The sequence below is a fragment of the Bacillus sp. FSL R5-0397 genome, from assembly GCF_038593395.1.
GTDB classification, from domain to species: domain Bacteria; phylum Bacillota; class Bacilli; order Bacillales; family Bacillaceae; genus Bacillus; species Bacillus altitudinis.
The window spans coordinates 1,791,678-1,808,191 of the sequence record NZ_CP151992.1; the positions used below are offsets into that span (position 1 = coordinate 1,791,678).

The window sequence follows — 16,514 nt, forward strand, 5'->3', positions numbered from 1 at the left end:
TTTGAATGCCTATATTTTAATATTTCTCAATGCCTTTCGCGTTCTTGATTCACCCATATATATACTGCATAAAACGGACATTCATCACAGGGCCAATATCCTTTGTTTCGGTTTTATTCGGTTTGATGCGCAACAAACACAAAAACCTTAAAAGGCATAAAGACAATCAAGATTCATTTTGTTACTTCATTTTCACTGCTTCTTTCATTTCCTCTATTACTTTATCAAACCACTGTAGAGGATTTAATGAGATCGCCGGAAAGTAGATTTCTGCATTATTTTCGATAAAGCTTTCTTTTTCCTGTATTGTTAAAGGACTATTCGAAAAATCCTGACAATCCTTTATAGTGGACAGCAGACATTCTTTGCTAGCTTCATGAATAAACTCATCTAACGCTTCTTCTGGTGACACGATATCCTGATGAAATGAACCACCTAAAAAATCTTCTAACTTATCTAAATAACTGTAACTCTTATTCATTGAATCACCTGTCATAATTAAAATTATCAGTTTAAATAGTCGAATTTAAAAACCTTCATCTCATAGAAAACAATGTAGTGGTGTTTGCTAACCTAATTAATGTCAAACTAGAGATTTCAGGTTGTGGCTCTGCTCTTTGATTAATTAATCTTGCTTACAATTAAATTGCGCAGTTTCCAATATGAAGTTCAAAGTGTTTTTCTTCTGAAAATATTTGAGCAATTTTACCTGTTATTTTATCTGCTACAATGATGCTATGATTCTCTGAAAATAGCCAAATTTCTTCAATTGCCTTATCGAAATCTAAAGCTTTTACATTTGCCCAAACAGGAAAAGGGTCATTTTCAATTAAAATAAACCATTCTTTTTTCTCTTTGAGAAAATCTAATGAATTTTTTAACCAAGTCATAATCGAGTCTTTGTCTGTATTTGTTAATATTTCGGAAGGTGTTGAATCTATTTGACGAAATTGTTTTAATACTGTTTCACATAATTTTAGCCATTGAGAAGCATCATCTTCAAAATCAATTACCTCAATATATGCTAATTGTTGTATTTTCTTTTTAGCATTCATCAAAGCAATTTTTTTCTGTATTTTTTCATTTTTATATACCATTTTTTCATTCCTCGTTATTCATTATAATAGATATGGTGATCACCATTTGGTCCATATATATTTGAATATCTTTCTTTTTTAAAATCATAATTAAATGGATCGGCACCCTCTTTTGGTTTCCCTGCATGAGTGTGTAATTTTCCATCATTAGTATGTTGTACTATAACTCTTTTTCCTTTTGGGGTATCAAATTCATAGTACCGACCATGGTGAGTATGGTTAGAACTGTACTCATAATTACGATGTTCTTGCCCTTTCTTAAAAACATTATCTCCTACTTGCCATTGACGAGTAGGTTGTTGAGATCTAGGTATCCCCCCTAAATCCTTAGCGTGTCGCAAAGCCCTTTTTCGATTAAATCCTTCTGGACTTTGAGAACTTAACCCTATCTTCCCATGAAACCCTTTTGCCCCAAACGGTAAAAGCATCCCCAGAGCCGCATTCATACTCGCTTCCTGCTGTTCTTTCGAGACTTTGTTTCCAAACATGTCTCGACCTGTAATTGCTTCGCTGAAGCCGTTTGTGGCGGTGAGGCCATATAAACCTTTTTGAGATGTTTTCAGGGCGTCAAAGGATTTTTGTGACGTCTTGTAAATGTCCACTGCCCTGACTGCGGCTGACGTGGCTTGAGTTGTTTTATAGACGGCTTTTCCGCCTTTGAAAATCCGGCCTGCCCAGCCGACAATCGGGATGTAGCCTGCTGCTGCCATGCCGCCTGCGGCGACTCGCTGGCCTGCGGTGAGTTCTTCACCTGTGATCGGATCGACACCTGTTGCGGCACGTTTTGCATCGTTCACGCCTGTCAGCTCATTAACGATATTCCCACCGTAATCAAGGGCTTTTTCATACCAAGGACGGTTGGCTAGCGCTTCTTGTTCCTTTGCGATCTTGCGGGCTTCTTCTTGATCTTTTTTGATTTTTAGATATTCAGAAGTTTGCTTCTCAATATCGCTTTTTGCCTTGTAGATTTCGCTATTTTGATACGCTTTCTTGTCAAAATTCATAGGCGAAATGGATTTTCCGTCATTTGTGGCATTCATCATTTCTGCGTACAATGCCATTGTAGCCTTCTCCTCAGTCTCTGACAAAGCATATTCATCTTTTAGATTTTGATCAAGTTCTATTAAATCTTTAACCGTTTTCTTCCGTTCATCTTCCGCATCTGCAATCTTTTCGTCAAAGGTTTTACTATCAAATACCTCCAGAGAAATGAGGTCATCAATATCTTGAAAAATCGTTTTGAGTGCCTTTTTTTGATCCTTCACGATGCTTTTGGCATTCTTGATTCCCATATGTACAGCGTTGTCTAAAAAGTGTTCTTCTACAAAGGTGTCGCCGCCAAAATTTGTATCATCAAGTGTCCCAGAAACACCTTCATGAAAGGCTTTTTGTTTATCAATGAAGCTAATAAACATGTCCACATTTCCGGCGAGTTCTTTGTAGAAGCTTTTAATGTTATCGGCACCTTTTCCAGTGAAGTCGTCACCGAGGTTGGCAACACCTTGTAATGCCTTTTTTAAATCTATCATTTGTTCGCGGAGTTCCTGATAGTGTTTTGCCCTTGTATCTATGGCACTGGTTAGTGCTTTTGCATCAAGTATCTTGCCCAGAAGAAGTCACTCCCTCCTATTCATTGACAAGGTCAATTTTACCAACACGAAGTTTGTCATTAAATAGGAATAAAGATACAAAAACAGTACTTAATATGTAAATGATCAGAAGCATATCCTCGCTATTTTATTTTTCAAAGAAAAGCACCCCCTTAACATTGTGCTCTCTTAAGACTTAGACTTAAGCAATTGTAGCTCTTGGTCCATAATATCTGCTGCTTCGTTAATAAATTGAATGATCAAGTCTAAATCTTCTCGTTTGTATTCGTTTGTGAGCTGTTTAGTTGATACCGATAAAGATAGAAAGAGTTCCTTCACCTGTGATTTCCCAGCCGTTAATGGAACAATGATGACCCTTCGCTTGTCTTTTGGGTCCTTCTCCCTTTTGACGTAGCCTGCTTTTTCTAACCGGTCAATGAGAGCGGTTACCGCACCTGAGCTAAGACCGGTTTTTTCACTTAATTCACCTGCTGTGAGTGGTCCAAGTTCGTTTAACAAATCTGCTGATTTGAGATCTGTTGGGAAAAGGCCGAGCGATTGAGCGGCTGCTTGGTGAAATAGGACTGTTCGTGTAGCAAGGCGTCTCATCGTATGAATGATCTGGTCCGCTCGATCTTCTGCCTCGTTCTTTGTTGACAACTTGTTCTCCTCCCTTTAAAATCAATTTATCTTGATCATCAAGATAAATGTTCTCTTACTTTATAATTAACTTGATCATAGCAAAAAAGTGAAGAGAACGTAAGCAGGAGGTAAATGAAATGAATAACGTGGATCATAAAGGCAAGGCATCCACTCGCTTTGTTGTCATCGGTTTGCTGTTAGGGATTTTTATGGCAGCGATGGACAACACCATTGTCGCAACAGCAATGGGAAGCATCGTCGCCGATTTGGGCAGTTTTGATAAATTTGCTTGGGTGACTGCTTCTTATATGGTGGCAGTGATGGCCGGTATGCCGATTTATGGAAAGCTTTCAGATATGTATGGTCGAAAGCGTTTTTTTCTGTTTGGACTTATTTTCTTTTTAATTGGATCTGCGCTGTGCGGCATCGCACAAACGATGGATCAGCTTATTATTTACCGTGCGATTCAAGGACTTGGAGGCGGTGCTCTTCTTCCGATCGCTTTCACGATTATCTTTGATATCTTCCCGCCAGAAAAGCGCGGGAAAATGTCCGGTATGTTTGGTGCAGTTTTTGGTCTATCCAGTGTATTAGGACCGCTGTTAGGAGCAATTATTACGGATTCGATCGGCTGGCATTGGGTGTTTTATATTAACGTACCAATCGGTATTGTCAGTGTGTTCTTGATCGCCAAATTTTATCAAGAATCGCTCGAGCATCGCAAGCAGAAAATTGACTGGTCAGGTGCCATTACACTTATCGTTGCGGTTGTCAGTTTAATGTTCGCCCTTGAGCTTGGCGGTAAATCGTATGCGTGGGATTCTGTTCAAATCTTGACACTATTTGCTGTGTTTGTTGTCTTTGGCACCATCTTCTTCATTGTTGAACGGAAGGCAGAAGAACCGATTATTTCATTTTGGATGTTTAAAAATCGTTTGTTTGCGACATCTCAAATTTTGGCGTTTTTATATGGCGGGACGTTTATTATTCTAGCTGTCTTTATTCCTATCTTCGTCCAGGCAGTGTACGGTGAATCTGCAACAAGTGCCGGGTTCATTTTAACACCGATGATGATTGGTTCCGTGATTGGCAGTATGATTGGCGGAACGATGCAGACGAAAGTACCTTTTAGACGATTAATGACCATCTCTGTGATTTCATTTTTTGCTGGGATGCTGCTGCTTGCCAATATGTCGCCTGATACAGCAAGATTGTGGCTTACGCTCTTTATGATGATTTCAGGTTTTGGCGTTGGATTTAGCTTCTCCCTTCTGCCATCTGCTTCAATGAATGATCTCTCTCCGCGCTACCGCGGCAGTGCTAATTCTACCAATTCGTTCATGAGATCACTTGGGATGACTTTAGGCGTGACGATTTTTGGAACGATTCAAACCAATGTCCTGACAAATCGTTTAGCAGATGCTTTTAGCGGAATGAAAGGATCTTCTTCTCAAGTTGGTGATCCACAAGCCATTTTCCAAGAGGGGGCACGCTCACAAATTCCGCCTGATATTTTAAATAAAGTGATTGATGCGATGTCACAAAGTATTACGTATGTATTTATGATTGCTTTATTCCCGATTGCACTTGCGGCGATTACGGTCGTATTTATGGGAAATGCACGAGTACGTACATCAAATGAAATGAAAGAAAGCGAATAATGTGAAAAAAGCAGAGCGATGCGGCTCTGCTTTTTTTCATCTTATTGATATAAAAGTTGGGCTTTTCCTTCACTGCCAACGATCTTTATTTTAGATGTGACCATGTCTTTGGCTGCTTGTTTTGCTTTTTGTAAATACATACGCGGATCTAAGCTTTCAGGTTCGTTTGAGAAATGATCACGAATCGCTTCAGAGTATGCATTTTTCAGTTCAGTGGACACATTGACCTTTGCCATACCGAGTGCGACACATCTTTTGACATCCTCATCTGGTACAGCTGAACCACCATGAAGGACAAGCGGCACATCGACAAGCGCTGCAATTTGTTCAATGCGGTCAAAGTCGATATCCGGCACCCCTTTATAGATGCCGTGGGCCGTGCCGATCGCAGGTGCTAAAGTAGGTACACCAGTTTCTTCTACAAATTGACGGCATTCTGATGGAATGGCTTTTTGAGCATCTTTTTCATCCACGACAATATCATCTTCTACCCCGCCTACCTTGCCTAACTCGGCTTCTACATTCACACCTACTTTTAAGGCAAGGTCCACCACTTCTTTTGTGCGGCGTACATTTTCTTCATATGAATGCATGGAAGCATCGATCATCACGGATGTATATCCCGCTCGTATACAAGTAAGAATCACATCAAAATCAGTGCAATGATCGAGATGAAGGCCGATTGGTATTTGGTATTGATCAGCTGCCGCCTTTACTGTATCTGCAATGGCTTTTGCGCCAAGCGATTGGACCGTGCCAACCGTTGTTTGCAAAATGACAGGTGATTTTAATTCAGCTGCCGTTTCGAGTACCCAGTAAATACTATCAAAGGAATGTACATTGAATGCGACAATTCCGTATTTTTCTTTTTTTGCTGCTTCAAGCATAGGTGTTGTGGAAAGTAAAGGCATGGTCAAACATCCTCTCTCGTCAAAATATCTGTTTTTAATACAGCGAGCATTTCTTCATTTGTTCTTGTTTCGAGCAGTTTTTGCCGTTTCGTTTCATCCATTAATCCGCGTGAAAGAGCAGAAAGTGCTTGTAAGTGAGTGGTTCCTGCTTCACTGTTTGGAATGAGTAAGGATAAGAAGAAAAAGCAAGGCTTCCCATCAAAAGCGTCCCATTCGATTCCGGTTTCTGTACGAACGATGACGAGTGCCGGTTTTGTGATGGTGTCTGACTGTGTATGCGGAATGGCAAATCCATCTTGAAAGCCGGTTGTACTAAGAGCTTCTCTTTCAGCTAGTCCTTTTTTGACAGCCTCAGGAGATGTACAAATCCCTGCTTTAGAGGCAATGTCAGCTATGGCTGCGAAAACGCCAGCCTGTGAAGAAGCTGTTTCATGTAGATTCATATAAATATGTTCCATCATTTCTCTTCCTCCCTATTAAACTGCGGGTTTGTCTATTTTCTTGCGGTAAAGTCCGTATAGAATCGCACCTACAAGTGATCCGATGAGTATGGATAGTACCCACTGGAATGCGCCTGTGACGACTGGAAGGACAAGGAATCCGCCATGCGGAGCTGGAACCTGTACGCCAAACAGATACGTCAATATAGCAGAGATGGCGGAACCAAACATGATAATTGGCAGGACAACGACTGGGTTTTTTGCTGCAAATGGAATGGCTCCTTCGGTAATATGAGTCGCTCCGAGAATATAGTTGATCATCCCAGCATTTCGTTCTTGTGGTGTAAAATGTTTTCGGAAAATCGTTGTGGCAATCGCAATGATAAGCGGCGGTGTGATACATGCTGCTGACACCCCTGCCATGAAGTAAAGGTTACCTTCTGCGAGTAAAGCCGTTCCTGTGACATAGGCTGCTTTGTTAAAAGGTCCTCCCATATCAAATCCACACATGGCTCCAACAATTAAACCTAAAAGCAATGGATTTGTGGATTGAACTGATGAGAGAAAATCCATTAATGAATTATTTAGCCCTGTGATTGGAACTAATAGCGGGGTCATGACAGCCCCAATTAAGAAAATACCAATGACAGGATAGATGAAAATTGATTTTAATCCGTCAAGTGATGCTGGTAATTTTTGAAGCAGGAATTGAAGAAGTACGATGATATACCCTGCTGCAAAACCTGCGATAATACCACCTAAGAATCCAGCACCTCCATCGTTTGCAAGCAAGCCACCGATAAATCCGACAACCATCCCTGGGCGCTTGGCGATTGAATCAGCGATAAATGCTGCTAAAATAGGTACCATTAAGCTAAAACCGAGTCCGCCAATGTTTTTCAAGTAGGCAGCAAACGGATGATACGTTTCATGCTGAGGATCAGCTGAGTAAATACCGAATAGAAAAGATAAAGCAATTAAGACCCCGCCTCCAACAACAAATGGAAGCATATGTGATACACCGTTCATTAAATGTTTGTAGATGGTGTGTATCCACTTATTCGCTGACTTTTGTTGAGCTGATGAAGGCGCAGATGTTGTTTCTGTTCCAGAAGCTCTTCCTTTCACTTGATGAACGGGGGCTTCTCCATTGATAATGCCTTGAATCAGTTCGTTTGGTGTGCGAATCCCCTTGGCTACAGGCACTTCAATCAGTGGTTTGCCGTGAAAGCGATCTGTATTCACATCTTTGTCAGCAGCGACAATGACCCCATCGGCCTCCAAAATGTCTTGATCCGTTAAAGCGTTTTCAATTCCTACTTGACCATGCGTTTCAACTTTGATGTCGACCCCTAATTGCTCAGCTGCGATTTTTAATGCTTCAGCTGCCATAAATGTGTGCGCAATGCCTGTTGGACAGCCAGTGGCAGCGACAATTTTCTTGCGGCTCATGTGAACTCCCCCTTATATGCTCTGAATGTGTATTTGCTCAATTAATGAATCAATGTCATGTAAATCACTTAACCCTTTTGAAAAGGCGGTAGATGCCCCTGTTGCAATGCCGTAGCGTAAGCATTCTTCATGAGGTTGTCCTTCCAGCTGTTTACTTAGGAATGCAGCGAGCATGGCATCACCAGAACAAGCCGTGTTTACGACCGTTCCTATTGGTGCATTTCCTTTTAATACGGCTTCGTTTGTAAGGAATAGTGCACCTTCTCCTCCTCGGGAAATGAGTACTTGCTCTGCACCCATCTCGATCAGCTTTCGTCCTGATTCAACGAGTTCTGTTTCTGATAAACGGTGGGTTTTTCCAAAAAATGCGGCTATCTCTTCTTCATTTGGTTTTAGTAAATATGGTTTGTATTGAAGTGTTTCTAAAACCGCTTTAGAGCTTGTGTCTAAAATAAATTTCACGTGGTTTTGATGACAAATAGCGGCTATCTCTGAGAAAATGCTAGCAGGAACGCCTTTAGGCAGACTGCCTGACATAATGAAGATGCTTCCTTTTGGAATGGTCGAGATTTTTTCGCGAAACGCATCAAGCGCTTTTGCCTCAATAGCAGGTCCTTGATTCACAAGCTTGTATTCTTCCGTTGTGTTAATAAATACATTAATGCGTGTAATCCCATCCACTGGGATAAAATCAGTTTGAATGGAGAGATCTTTTAACGATTGTTCAATATATGAACCTGAAAACCCAGCAATAAATCCTAATGCAGTGCTGGTGAAGCCATATTTCTTTAGCATAATGGACACATTAACACCTTTTCCATTCGGCTGATAATCCTCATCTTCCGTGCGGTTGACTGTATCTGCCCGCATTTCTTTTAATGCAATATATAGGTCAATAGCAGGATTTAAGGTGCAGGTATAAATCAATTGGTTTCACCTTCTTTCTTTTCTCTAAAGAAAGTATCTCATACGATTCAGTGAAAATGTTTTCAGATTGTGTAAAGGTTTTCACGGTAAAAAGCCTCCCATCATGAAGTGTGGAAGGCTTTTTGAGTATTTATTTCATCCGAATCACATAGGCGTCTAGTAAAATACGGGCAATGACATGAAGCGACAGGCGGGACCTGACTTCATAATCTGGGAAGAATGATTGTTCCCCTTTATATCCGACGAGTGTCATATCTGATATTTTACTTAATGTAGAATCAATTCTAGTTGTGACCGTAATGGTCGTGACCTGCTTCATACTGAGGTTTTGGCAGGCTTCTACTAGTTCCGACGTTTCTCCATTTAACGAAACAAAGATGGCAAGCTCGTTTTTATCAATGTCACGCGATTTGAGCCGAATGATATTCGGGTCGTCATGAACTTCACATGTTTTTCCGATGAGCTGCAATTTGATGGTCATCTCTTTGGCGATCATCTCTGAAAAGCCTCTGCCAAAAATATAAATTTTGTCTGCATCATGGATCTTTTGAACCGCATCCTCAATTTGCCCAATACTTTGCAGTTGAATCGTCTTTAAGACCTCTTCTTCATTTTTTCGAATGGCTAGTTTGATGTCTTCGTCAATATTTTTTAGTTGATCACTATCATCTGACATTTTCTTTTCTTGTTTCAATCGATATTTAAAGGATGTATAGCCGTTGTATCCGATTTTCTTCATCAGTCTGACAATGGTCGCCGTCGACACGTTGGCTCTTTCACTTAATGTGACGATGGATAAGGTGGAGATATCCTCTAAATGCTGGTGAATATAATGCAGTAGATAACGTTCTGTTTCACTTAACGTTTGGTACACATCACTTGGTATATTAAATAATGGTTCATTCAATGCGATTCCCCCTTACTCATTTCATACTATAATTAAATGCCCTATGAAAACAAGGTGATTCTTTTATCCTGTATTTTTCATTGGGAAAGCTGGATGAGTGAAATTTTGTTTTTAACATAAACTAAGAAAAAGAACGGTTTGTGTGAAAGGAGTTGATCACTGTGCTTCAATTCTTGTTTTTTCTGATCCTTTTATATGTGGTGTATGTATTTTTGACCGCATTTGTCTTGTTTTATTTACCGTTTCAAAAAACATGTAAAGAACATTGCATCTATAAAGCCTCTTCTATCTCAGGAGACGACCAAGGCATAAATCAAGTCATGCTGCTTGATGACGGATTTGAATCAGGTCAAGTGAGAGTTCAAATGATTCGAGAGGCTGAAAAGAACATTCGTTTGAGTTATTATTCCATTCAAAAAGGAAAAACCGCCGAATGGGTGCTTGGTGCTTTAATTGAAGCGGCTGATCGAGGAGTAAAAGTTCAGCTGTTGTTAGATGGCATTTGCCATAGCCTGCGTGGACCGCTAAAGCATTTGCGTTATGCTGTGGCGAATCATCCGAATATGGCCATTCGTTTTTATGAGCCTTTTCGTTTGTTCAAGCCATGGACGTGGCATAACCGCCTTCACGATAAGCTTCTTTTGGCAGATGGCAGGGTCGCTGTCATGGGCGGCAGAAATATTGGTGATAAATACTTTGCAGATCAGCCGCCGAAAGACTTTGCGTATGACCGAGATGTGCTGCTGTACAACGCCAAAAAAGGAAAAGTATTAGATGAAATGGAACAGTATTTCGTTTATTTGTGGAATCATGATTTTACGAAAAGAACGAAAGATGTATTTTCCAAGGCAAAAGCGAAAAAAGGAAAAAAGCTAAGAAAACAGCTGCTTCGATCTTATCAGGAAGCCATTCGTACAAAAGAACCCTTTGTCACGTCCACATATGATTGGGCAAAAGACGCCATTCGTGCAAAACAGATTGCATTTTTCACAAATCCAGTGGAACGCTTAAATAAACGTCCGCTCGTCTTGAAAAAGTTAAACGATCTCGCACAGCGGTCAAAGCGTTCGGTTCTTATCCAGACGCCTTATGTCATACCGACACGGCCAATGAAAGACGGACTCACGCCATTACCAAGTGATATTCAAACGACGATCGTGACGAATTCTCTTACAGCGACACCAAACCCTTTAGCATTTGCAGGATATTTAAGCACGAAAAAGGAATTGATGAAAACAGGTGTTCATTTGTATGAATATCAAGGTCCGTATTCAATTCACGCCAAATCAATGGTCATTGATGATAACTTAAGTATTATTGGAACATATAATCTAGATGCAAGATCCAGCTTTTTAAATACTGAATCGATTTTGGTGATTGATAGTGCACCATTTGCGTTATCTCTGACGGAAGCAATCGAACGAAAAATCGCTTATAGTGTTCTCGTAGCGAAAGATCGAACAGAATATAAAGCAAGCGACTATGGACAGAAAAAAAAGCCTTTCATGAAAAGGCTCCTTTTAACTGGTTTATCTACCATAACGGTTTTATGGCGGCGGTTGATTTAAATAAAAGGGCAGCTACTTTTGTGGCAGCCCTTTTTCTCTTGACTGCTCCTCTTCTACTGGTTCAAGCTTGGTTAACTTAAATACGAGGATTCCTGCCACAATGACAAGTACACCTAATAATTTTGTAAAAGAAAATGTTACTTTTTCTAACCCAAGCCAGCCAAGCGAATCAAATAGAAGCGCACAACCTAGCTGGGAGGTGAGAACAATCGAGATTCCATAAGTGGGACCGAGACGTTTGATGCTCTGAACAAGACAGATGACAACGCCTACCCCGATGGCTCCGCTTATCCAGTACCAGGCTTCCATATGCCTTAATTGAAACATGCCGGTCCCTTCTAACAAAAGACCCATCAAAAGTGAAGCGATAAAGCCCATTCCTAGAACTAGCGTCGTTGTTGACCAAGAGCCTGTATGCTCATTGACTTTACTATTAAAAATGGTTTGTAAGCTGACAAGTGCCCCAGCAGTGACAGCTAATATTATTCCTATGATCATATATAAGTCCCTTCGTTTCTTCTATTCATAAATGTTGTGTTCTGCTATTTCTAAAAGCCCTTTTTGATCACAAATCGTAATCTTTCCTCTTCGCCTTTCAATCAGCCCTTTTTCTTGGAACTGCTGAATGACCCGGTTAATATGGCGGTAGCTTGTTCCAATTAAGCTCGCTGCATCCGTGAGGCGAAGCGTGCGTGCGTGCGCGTCATCATCACCTGTTAAAACAGACAATAAATAGCTTGCAAGCCTGACCTCTACAGGGTATAAAAGGTGGAAGCTTAAATCATTTGATTTTGTATAAAATTTGTTTGTGATGCCCTTGAGCAAAAAGGTTAAAACTCGAGGATCGTCCTTTGCATGCCGCATGAGGGCTTGATGAGAAATCCTGAGCATATGTACTTCTGTAACGGCTTCAACTGTATTGACCATATCTGTCTGCTGAACGTATTCAATATCTCCAATCGCTTCAAGAGGGTTTTTAAAGCAAAGAATAAATGTTTTTCCTTCTTTTGTGGTGGTGAAAATCTTTAATTTACCTTTCACCAGCAAGTACATATACTCCCTTTTATCCCCTTTTGAACAAATCAGCTCACCTTGCTGATAGCGCCACAAGCTCACATGTGAGATGAGTTTTTGATGAAAGACATTCTGTAACTGATGCGTCTTCATATAAGAGGAAAAAAGAGATTCATCATGCAGCTCCTCCATCTGATGCCCTCCTTTATAGTTTTAAGATGATGACGCCTGCAATCATTAAAAAGATGCCTGCATAATGGGGCCATTTCATTTTTTTCTTCTGAACACCAAACCATCCTTTTGCATCGATGGCAAAGGTAAACGCAAGCTGTGCGATAAGTAAAGCAGCGATGGTGAGTGTCACACCAATGATTTGAATGGCAGTGACCTCATTAAAGATAATAATGGCTGCAAATGCACCTCCAATTAAATAAAGAGGCTGCACTTTTTTGTATTCCTTAAAGTGGCCATCCCGTACGATGAGTAAAATGACGAGAGAGATGATAAACCCTGTCAGCTGCGTGATCGTTGCCGCCTGCCACGTCCCGATATCTTGACTAATTCTGGCGTTGGCTACGCCTTGCAGTGTAATACAAGCGCCTCCTAATAATGCAAAAATAACACCTTTCATTCGTTCAAAAGCTCCTTCTTTTTTCAGTCTAGTTTCATTAAATGATAGATGCCCTCATGTTGAAAAGGACATATGTCCCACTTTGCGTATTATATCAGAAACTTTTTCTCATGCAGTTTCTCCGTTTTAGATTTTTCACAGTGGGTACAGTTTTATATGAGCTGAAAACAGAATATTGGATTCAATCACATACAAAAAGGAGACATGTCAGAATGAGAAATCAAGAGAAACACTTTATTAATGGAGAATGGGTCGCATCAACAGGAAACGAAACGACGGAGGTCATTAACCCTGCGACAGAGGAAGTCATTGGCACCATTAGTTTAGGAACGAAAGAAGATTTAGATCAAGCTGTCAAAGCAGCTCGAGCCGCCTTCCCTTCTTTCTCAAAAACATCTCGAAATGAACGAGTAGAAATGTTGGAAAACATTGTGCGCGGGTACGAAAAACGCAAGGATGAACTTGTAGAAGTGATGACAAAAGAGCTTGGTGCACCGCTGAAAGTATCCGAAGAAGTTCATTACAAAATGGGTTATGAACATTTTTCTAAAGCAGCGGAAGCACTGAAATCTTATACATTTACCGAAGACCGCGGTGGACATACGATTATAAAAGAGGCGATTGGTGTCAGCGGATTGATTACACCGTGGAACTTCCCGACGAATCAGACATCTCTTAAAATTGCGGGTGCCATTGCGGCAGGCTCAACAGTTGTCTTAAAACCAGCGGAAATTACCCCTTTTGCTGCGATGATTCTTGCAGACATTATTGATGAAGCAGGTGTACCGAAAGGAGTCTTCAACTTAGTAAACGGAACGGGTGACGTGATTGGTGACGGCATTAGCTCACATCCTGATATTGACTTCGTTTCATTTACAGGATCAGGTGCCGTCGGCTCTAAAATTATGGAAAACGCAGCGGACAATGTGAAGAAAGTAGCACTTGAGCTTGGCGGAAAATCCCCTCTTATCGTCTTAGACGATGCAGATGTGGACGAAGCAGCAGAAACAGCCATTCATCATATTGCGATGAATACAGGTCAAGTGTGTTCTGCAGCTACACGTGTGCTAATTCCAGAATCAATGAAAGACAAGTTTGAAAAAGCGCTGCTGAACGCCCTGCCGAAGTTTACAGTTGGTGATCCGAGAGAAGATCACGCTACTGGCCCGCTTGTTTCTAAAAAGCAGTGGGATACGGTGCAATCTTATATTGAAAAAGGAATCGAAGAAGGTGCTACCCTTCTTGCTGGGGGAACTGGAAAGCCAGACGGAATCGATAAAGGATATTTCGCCAAGCATACCATTTTCACCAATGTGAAAAATGATATGACCATTGCGCAAGAAGAAATCTTTGGGCCAGTCATGAGTGTGATCACGTATCAAGACCTCGATCATGCCCTTGAGATCGCCAACGATACAGTGTATGGTCTTGCCGGCTATGTTGTTGGTCAAGATGAAAAAACATTAAAATATGTCGCTGAACATATTCGTGCCGGTCAAATCACCATTAACAATGCAGAAACAGATTACTTTGCCCCATTTGGAGGCTTTAAGCAATCAGGTATCGGAAGAGAATGGGGAGACTTCGGTATCGAGGAATATTTAGAAGTGAAAGCTGTGATGGGGCTTCCAACGGCGTAAGTCAGGCGAAAAAGAGGAAAACGGTGATCCGTTTTCCTTTTTTTGTGCCCTCTCCCCTATTCATCCGTGTTTTGTCATTAGAAATCTTAATCATGACAATCAATATTATATATTTTACTTAATGGCAAACTTTCGGTAAAGTTCAAATTGAACCTATATATATAATTCCTATCGAATTAATCTATGTTTATATTCCTTGTGAGGTGGATATTGTTGCAACTTCATGTATTGAACAGTCCGTTTAGCCAGGAGCAGGCAGAGTTACTCAATCAGCTGCTTCCGACTTTAACAGATCAGCAAAAAATTTGGCTTACTGGTTATTTATCAGCGCAGGCAGCGCTTGGCGGCTCAGAAGCTGTCACTCCGGCGCCTTCTGCCGCAGCACCTGTACAGCCTGTGAGCAAAGATGTGACCGTGCTTTATGGGTCGCAAACAGGCAATTCCGAAGGGTTAGCAAAAAAGACAGCCCAGCATCTTGAAGAGAAAGGCTTTCAAGTGACGCTCTCTTCTATGTCCGATTTTAAACCGAATAATCTGAAAAAAATAAACAATTTACTGGTCATTGTCAGCACACATGGCGAAGGAGATCCGCCGGATAATGCCCTTTCGTTCCATGAATATGTTCACGGCAGACGTGCGCCAAAGCTCGATCATTTAAGCTTTTCTGTCCTTTCATTAGGTGACAGTTCATACGAATTCTTCTGTCAGACAGGAAAAGAATTTGATGAACGCTTCGAAGAACTTGGCGGTACTCGCCTGTTTGACCGAGTGGATTGTGACCTTGATTATGATGAGCCGTTTTCAGAATGGCTTCAAGGTGTTGCCTCTTCTTTGAGTGAAGGTGAAGCTGTATCACTGCCGCGAGAATCAGCGGGAGCCAACAGTACGGCCGTTTCTGAATATTCAAGAACGAATCCTTTTTATGCTGAAGTTCTTGAAAATATCAACTTAAATGGGCGTGGATCTAATAAAGAAACACGTCACTTAGAGCTTTCGCTTGAAGGTTCAGGTCTCGTGTATGAGCCAGGTGACAGCCTTGGCATTTACCCGACAAATGATCCTGCGCTTGTCGACGAACTGATTCAAACATGCGGGTGGAATGCAGAAGAATCCGTCACCGTTCATAAAAATGGAGACACTCTTCCTTTAAAAGACGCACTCACCTCGCATTTTGAGATCACGGTTTTAACAAAACCACTTCTTCAAAAGATCGCTGAACTGACAAAAAGCGAATCCTTGCATGCCCTTTTAGAAGAAGGAAACGAAGAAAAACTGAAAGAATATATCGCAGGCCGGGACTTAGTAGATGCGGCTCGTGATTTCGGTCCTTTTGAAGGAACCGCCGCAGATTTCACGTCCATTTTAAGAAAAATCCCTGCACGCCTTTATTCCATTGCAAGCAGTCTCAAAGCAAATGACGAAGAGGTTCATTTGACGATAGGGGCTGTCAGATATGATGCGCACGGCAGAGAACGCCAAGGTGTCTGTTCGATTCTATGTGCAGAGCGCCTGCAGCCAGGTGATACGTTACCTGTTTATATTCAGCACAACCAAAACTTTAAGCTTCCTCAAGATCCAGATGCACCGATCATTATGGTAGGACCAGGCACAGGCATCGCCCCTTTCCGTTCATTTATGCAGGAACGTGAGGAACTGGGTGCAAACGGAAAGTCATGGTTATTCTTCGGTGATCAGCATTTTGTGACGGATTTCTTATACCAAACGGAATGGCAAAAGTGGTTAAAGGATGGCGTCTTAACGAAAATGGACGTGGCTTTTTCAAGAGATACTGAGGAAAAAGTATATGTCCAGCACCAAATGAAGAAACAAAGCAAAGAATTATTTGAATGGCTTGAGCAAGGTGCTTACGTGTATATTTGCGGAGATGAAAAGCATATGGCGCATGATGTCCACAATACCCTTCTATCCATCATTCAAGAAGAAGGTGCGATGAGCAAAGAAAAAGCAGAAAGCTATCTTGCCAACTTACAGCAGCAAAAACGCTATCAGCGTGACGTTTATTGATTTGATGCTT

16 protein-coding genes are annotated in these 16,514 nt (G+C 41.2%); 4 read left to right on the forward strand and 12 right to left on the reverse strand.

Going from position 1 to position 16,514, the window contains the following annotated elements:
* Positions 1-181: 181 nt before the first annotated feature.
* From NSQ70_RS09055 to NSQ70_RS09070, 4 genes are all read right to left on the reverse strand, one after another.
* The gene (locus NSQ70_RS09055; RefSeq protein WP_160757623.1) at positions 182-481 is read right to left on the reverse strand and encodes a contact-dependent growth inhibition system immunity protein; all 300 of its coding nucleotides are present in this window, start codon (positions 479-481) and stop codon (positions 182-184) included.
* 160 nt (positions 482-641) lie between these two features.
* Positions 642-1,097, reverse strand: a complete 456-nt coding sequence (locus NSQ70_RS09060) for a hypothetical protein (RefSeq protein WP_024719050.1) — start codon at positions 1,095-1,097, stop codon at positions 642-644.
* A 14-nt stretch (positions 1,098-1,111) separates the two neighbouring features.
* On the reverse strand, positions 1,112-2,707 hold the full coding sequence (locus NSQ70_RS09065; protein ID WP_342502588.1) for a T7SS effector LXG polymorphic toxin: 1,596 nt from the start codon (positions 2,705-2,707) through the stop codon (positions 1,112-1,114).
* Positions 2,708-2,875: 168 nt separating this feature from the next.
* Positions 2,876-3,295: a MarR family transcriptional regulator gene (locus NSQ70_RS09070; protein WP_234879716.1), complete on the reverse strand. Its 420-nt coding sequence runs from the start codon at positions 3,293-3,295 to the stop codon at positions 2,876-2,878.
* A 170-nt stretch (positions 3,296-3,465) separates the two neighbouring features.
* Between NSQ70_RS09070 and NSQ70_RS09075 the strand changes: the two genes are divergently transcribed.
* Positions 3,466-4,989 carry an MDR family MFS transporter gene (locus tag NSQ70_RS09075; protein ID WP_251210681.1) on the forward strand — a complete coding sequence of 508 codons (1,524 nt, stop codon included), beginning with the start codon at positions 3,466-3,468 and terminating at the stop codon, positions 4,987-4,989.
* Positions 4,990-5,030: 41 nt separating this feature from the next.
* On the opposite strand, the gene NSQ70_RS09080 is transcribed toward NSQ70_RS09075, so the two are convergent.
* From NSQ70_RS09080 to NSQ70_RS09100, 5 genes are all read right to left on the reverse strand, one after another.
* A complete protein-coding gene (locus NSQ70_RS09080; RefSeq protein WP_041092770.1) occupies positions 5,031-5,900 on the reverse strand; it encodes a class II fructose-bisphosphate aldolase in 870 nt (289 codons plus the stop codon).
* Between the two features lie 2 nt (positions 5,901-5,902).
* On the reverse strand, positions 5,903-6,361 hold the full coding sequence (locus tag NSQ70_RS09085; protein WP_327862017.1) for a fructose PTS transporter subunit IIA: 459 nt from the start codon (positions 6,359-6,361) through the stop codon (positions 5,903-5,905).
* A gap of 15 nt (positions 6,362-6,376) precedes the next feature.
* Positions 6,377-7,792, reverse strand: coding sequence for a PTS fructose transporter subunit IIBC (locus tag NSQ70_RS09090; protein ID WP_024718281.1), 1,416 nt, complete (start codon positions 7,790-7,792; stop codon positions 6,377-6,379).
* 12 nt (positions 7,793-7,804) lie between these two features.
* On the reverse strand, positions 7,805-8,719 hold the full coding sequence (pfkB, locus tag NSQ70_RS09095) for a 1-phosphofructokinase (protein ID WP_342502571.1): 915 nt from the start codon (positions 8,717-8,719) through the stop codon (positions 7,805-7,807).
* Between the two features lie 130 nt (positions 8,720-8,849).
* Positions 8,850-9,626: a MurR/RpiR family transcriptional regulator gene (locus NSQ70_RS09100; RefSeq protein WP_326242472.1), complete on the reverse strand. Its 777-nt coding sequence runs from the start codon at positions 9,624-9,626 to the stop codon at positions 8,850-8,852.
* Positions 9,627-9,787: 161 nt separating this feature from the next.
* On the opposite strand from NSQ70_RS09100, the gene NSQ70_RS09105 reads away from it, so the two are divergent.
* Positions 9,788-11,194 (forward strand): phospholipase D family protein, encoded by a 1,407-nt coding sequence (locus NSQ70_RS09105; protein WP_041507183.1) that lies wholly within the window; start codon positions 9,788-9,790, stop codon positions 11,192-11,194.
* Between the two features lie 12 nt (positions 11,195-11,206).
* Here the strand turns inward: NSQ70_RS09105 and NSQ70_RS09110 are convergent, their stop codons facing one another.
* Genes NSQ70_RS09110 through NSQ70_RS09120 form a run of 3 tightly spaced genes read right to left on the reverse strand, consistent with a single transcriptional unit; the run spans position 11,207 to position 12,839 of the window.
* Positions 11,207-11,692: a DMT family transporter gene (locus NSQ70_RS09110; RefSeq protein WP_024718278.1), complete on the reverse strand. Its 486-nt coding sequence runs from the start codon at positions 11,690-11,692 to the stop codon at positions 11,207-11,209.
* Positions 11,693-11,713: 21 nt separating this feature from the next.
* Positions 11,714-12,400, reverse strand: coding sequence for a Crp/Fnr family transcriptional regulator (locus NSQ70_RS09115; protein WP_041092782.1), 687 nt, complete (start codon positions 12,398-12,400; stop codon positions 11,714-11,716).
* 13 nt (positions 12,401-12,413) lie between these two features.
* Positions 12,414-12,839 (reverse strand): DMT family transporter, encoded by a 426-nt coding sequence (locus tag NSQ70_RS09120; protein ID WP_008343684.1) that lies wholly within the window; start codon positions 12,837-12,839, stop codon positions 12,414-12,416.
* Between the two features lie 212 nt (positions 12,840-13,051).
* Here NSQ70_RS09120 and NSQ70_RS09125 point away from each other — a divergent pair, with 212 nt between their 5' ends.
* Entirely contained in the window at positions 13,052-14,479 is a 1,428-nt protein-coding gene (locus tag NSQ70_RS09125; RefSeq protein WP_135008810.1) for an aldehyde dehydrogenase family protein, read from the forward strand.
* Between the two features lie 213 nt (positions 14,480-14,692).
* Positions 14,693-16,504 (forward strand): assimilatory sulfite reductase (NADPH) flavoprotein subunit, encoded by a 1,812-nt coding sequence (locus tag NSQ70_RS09130; RefSeq protein WP_342502572.1) that lies wholly within the window; start codon positions 14,693-14,695, stop codon positions 16,502-16,504.
* Positions 16,505-16,514: the final 10 nt, after the last annotated feature.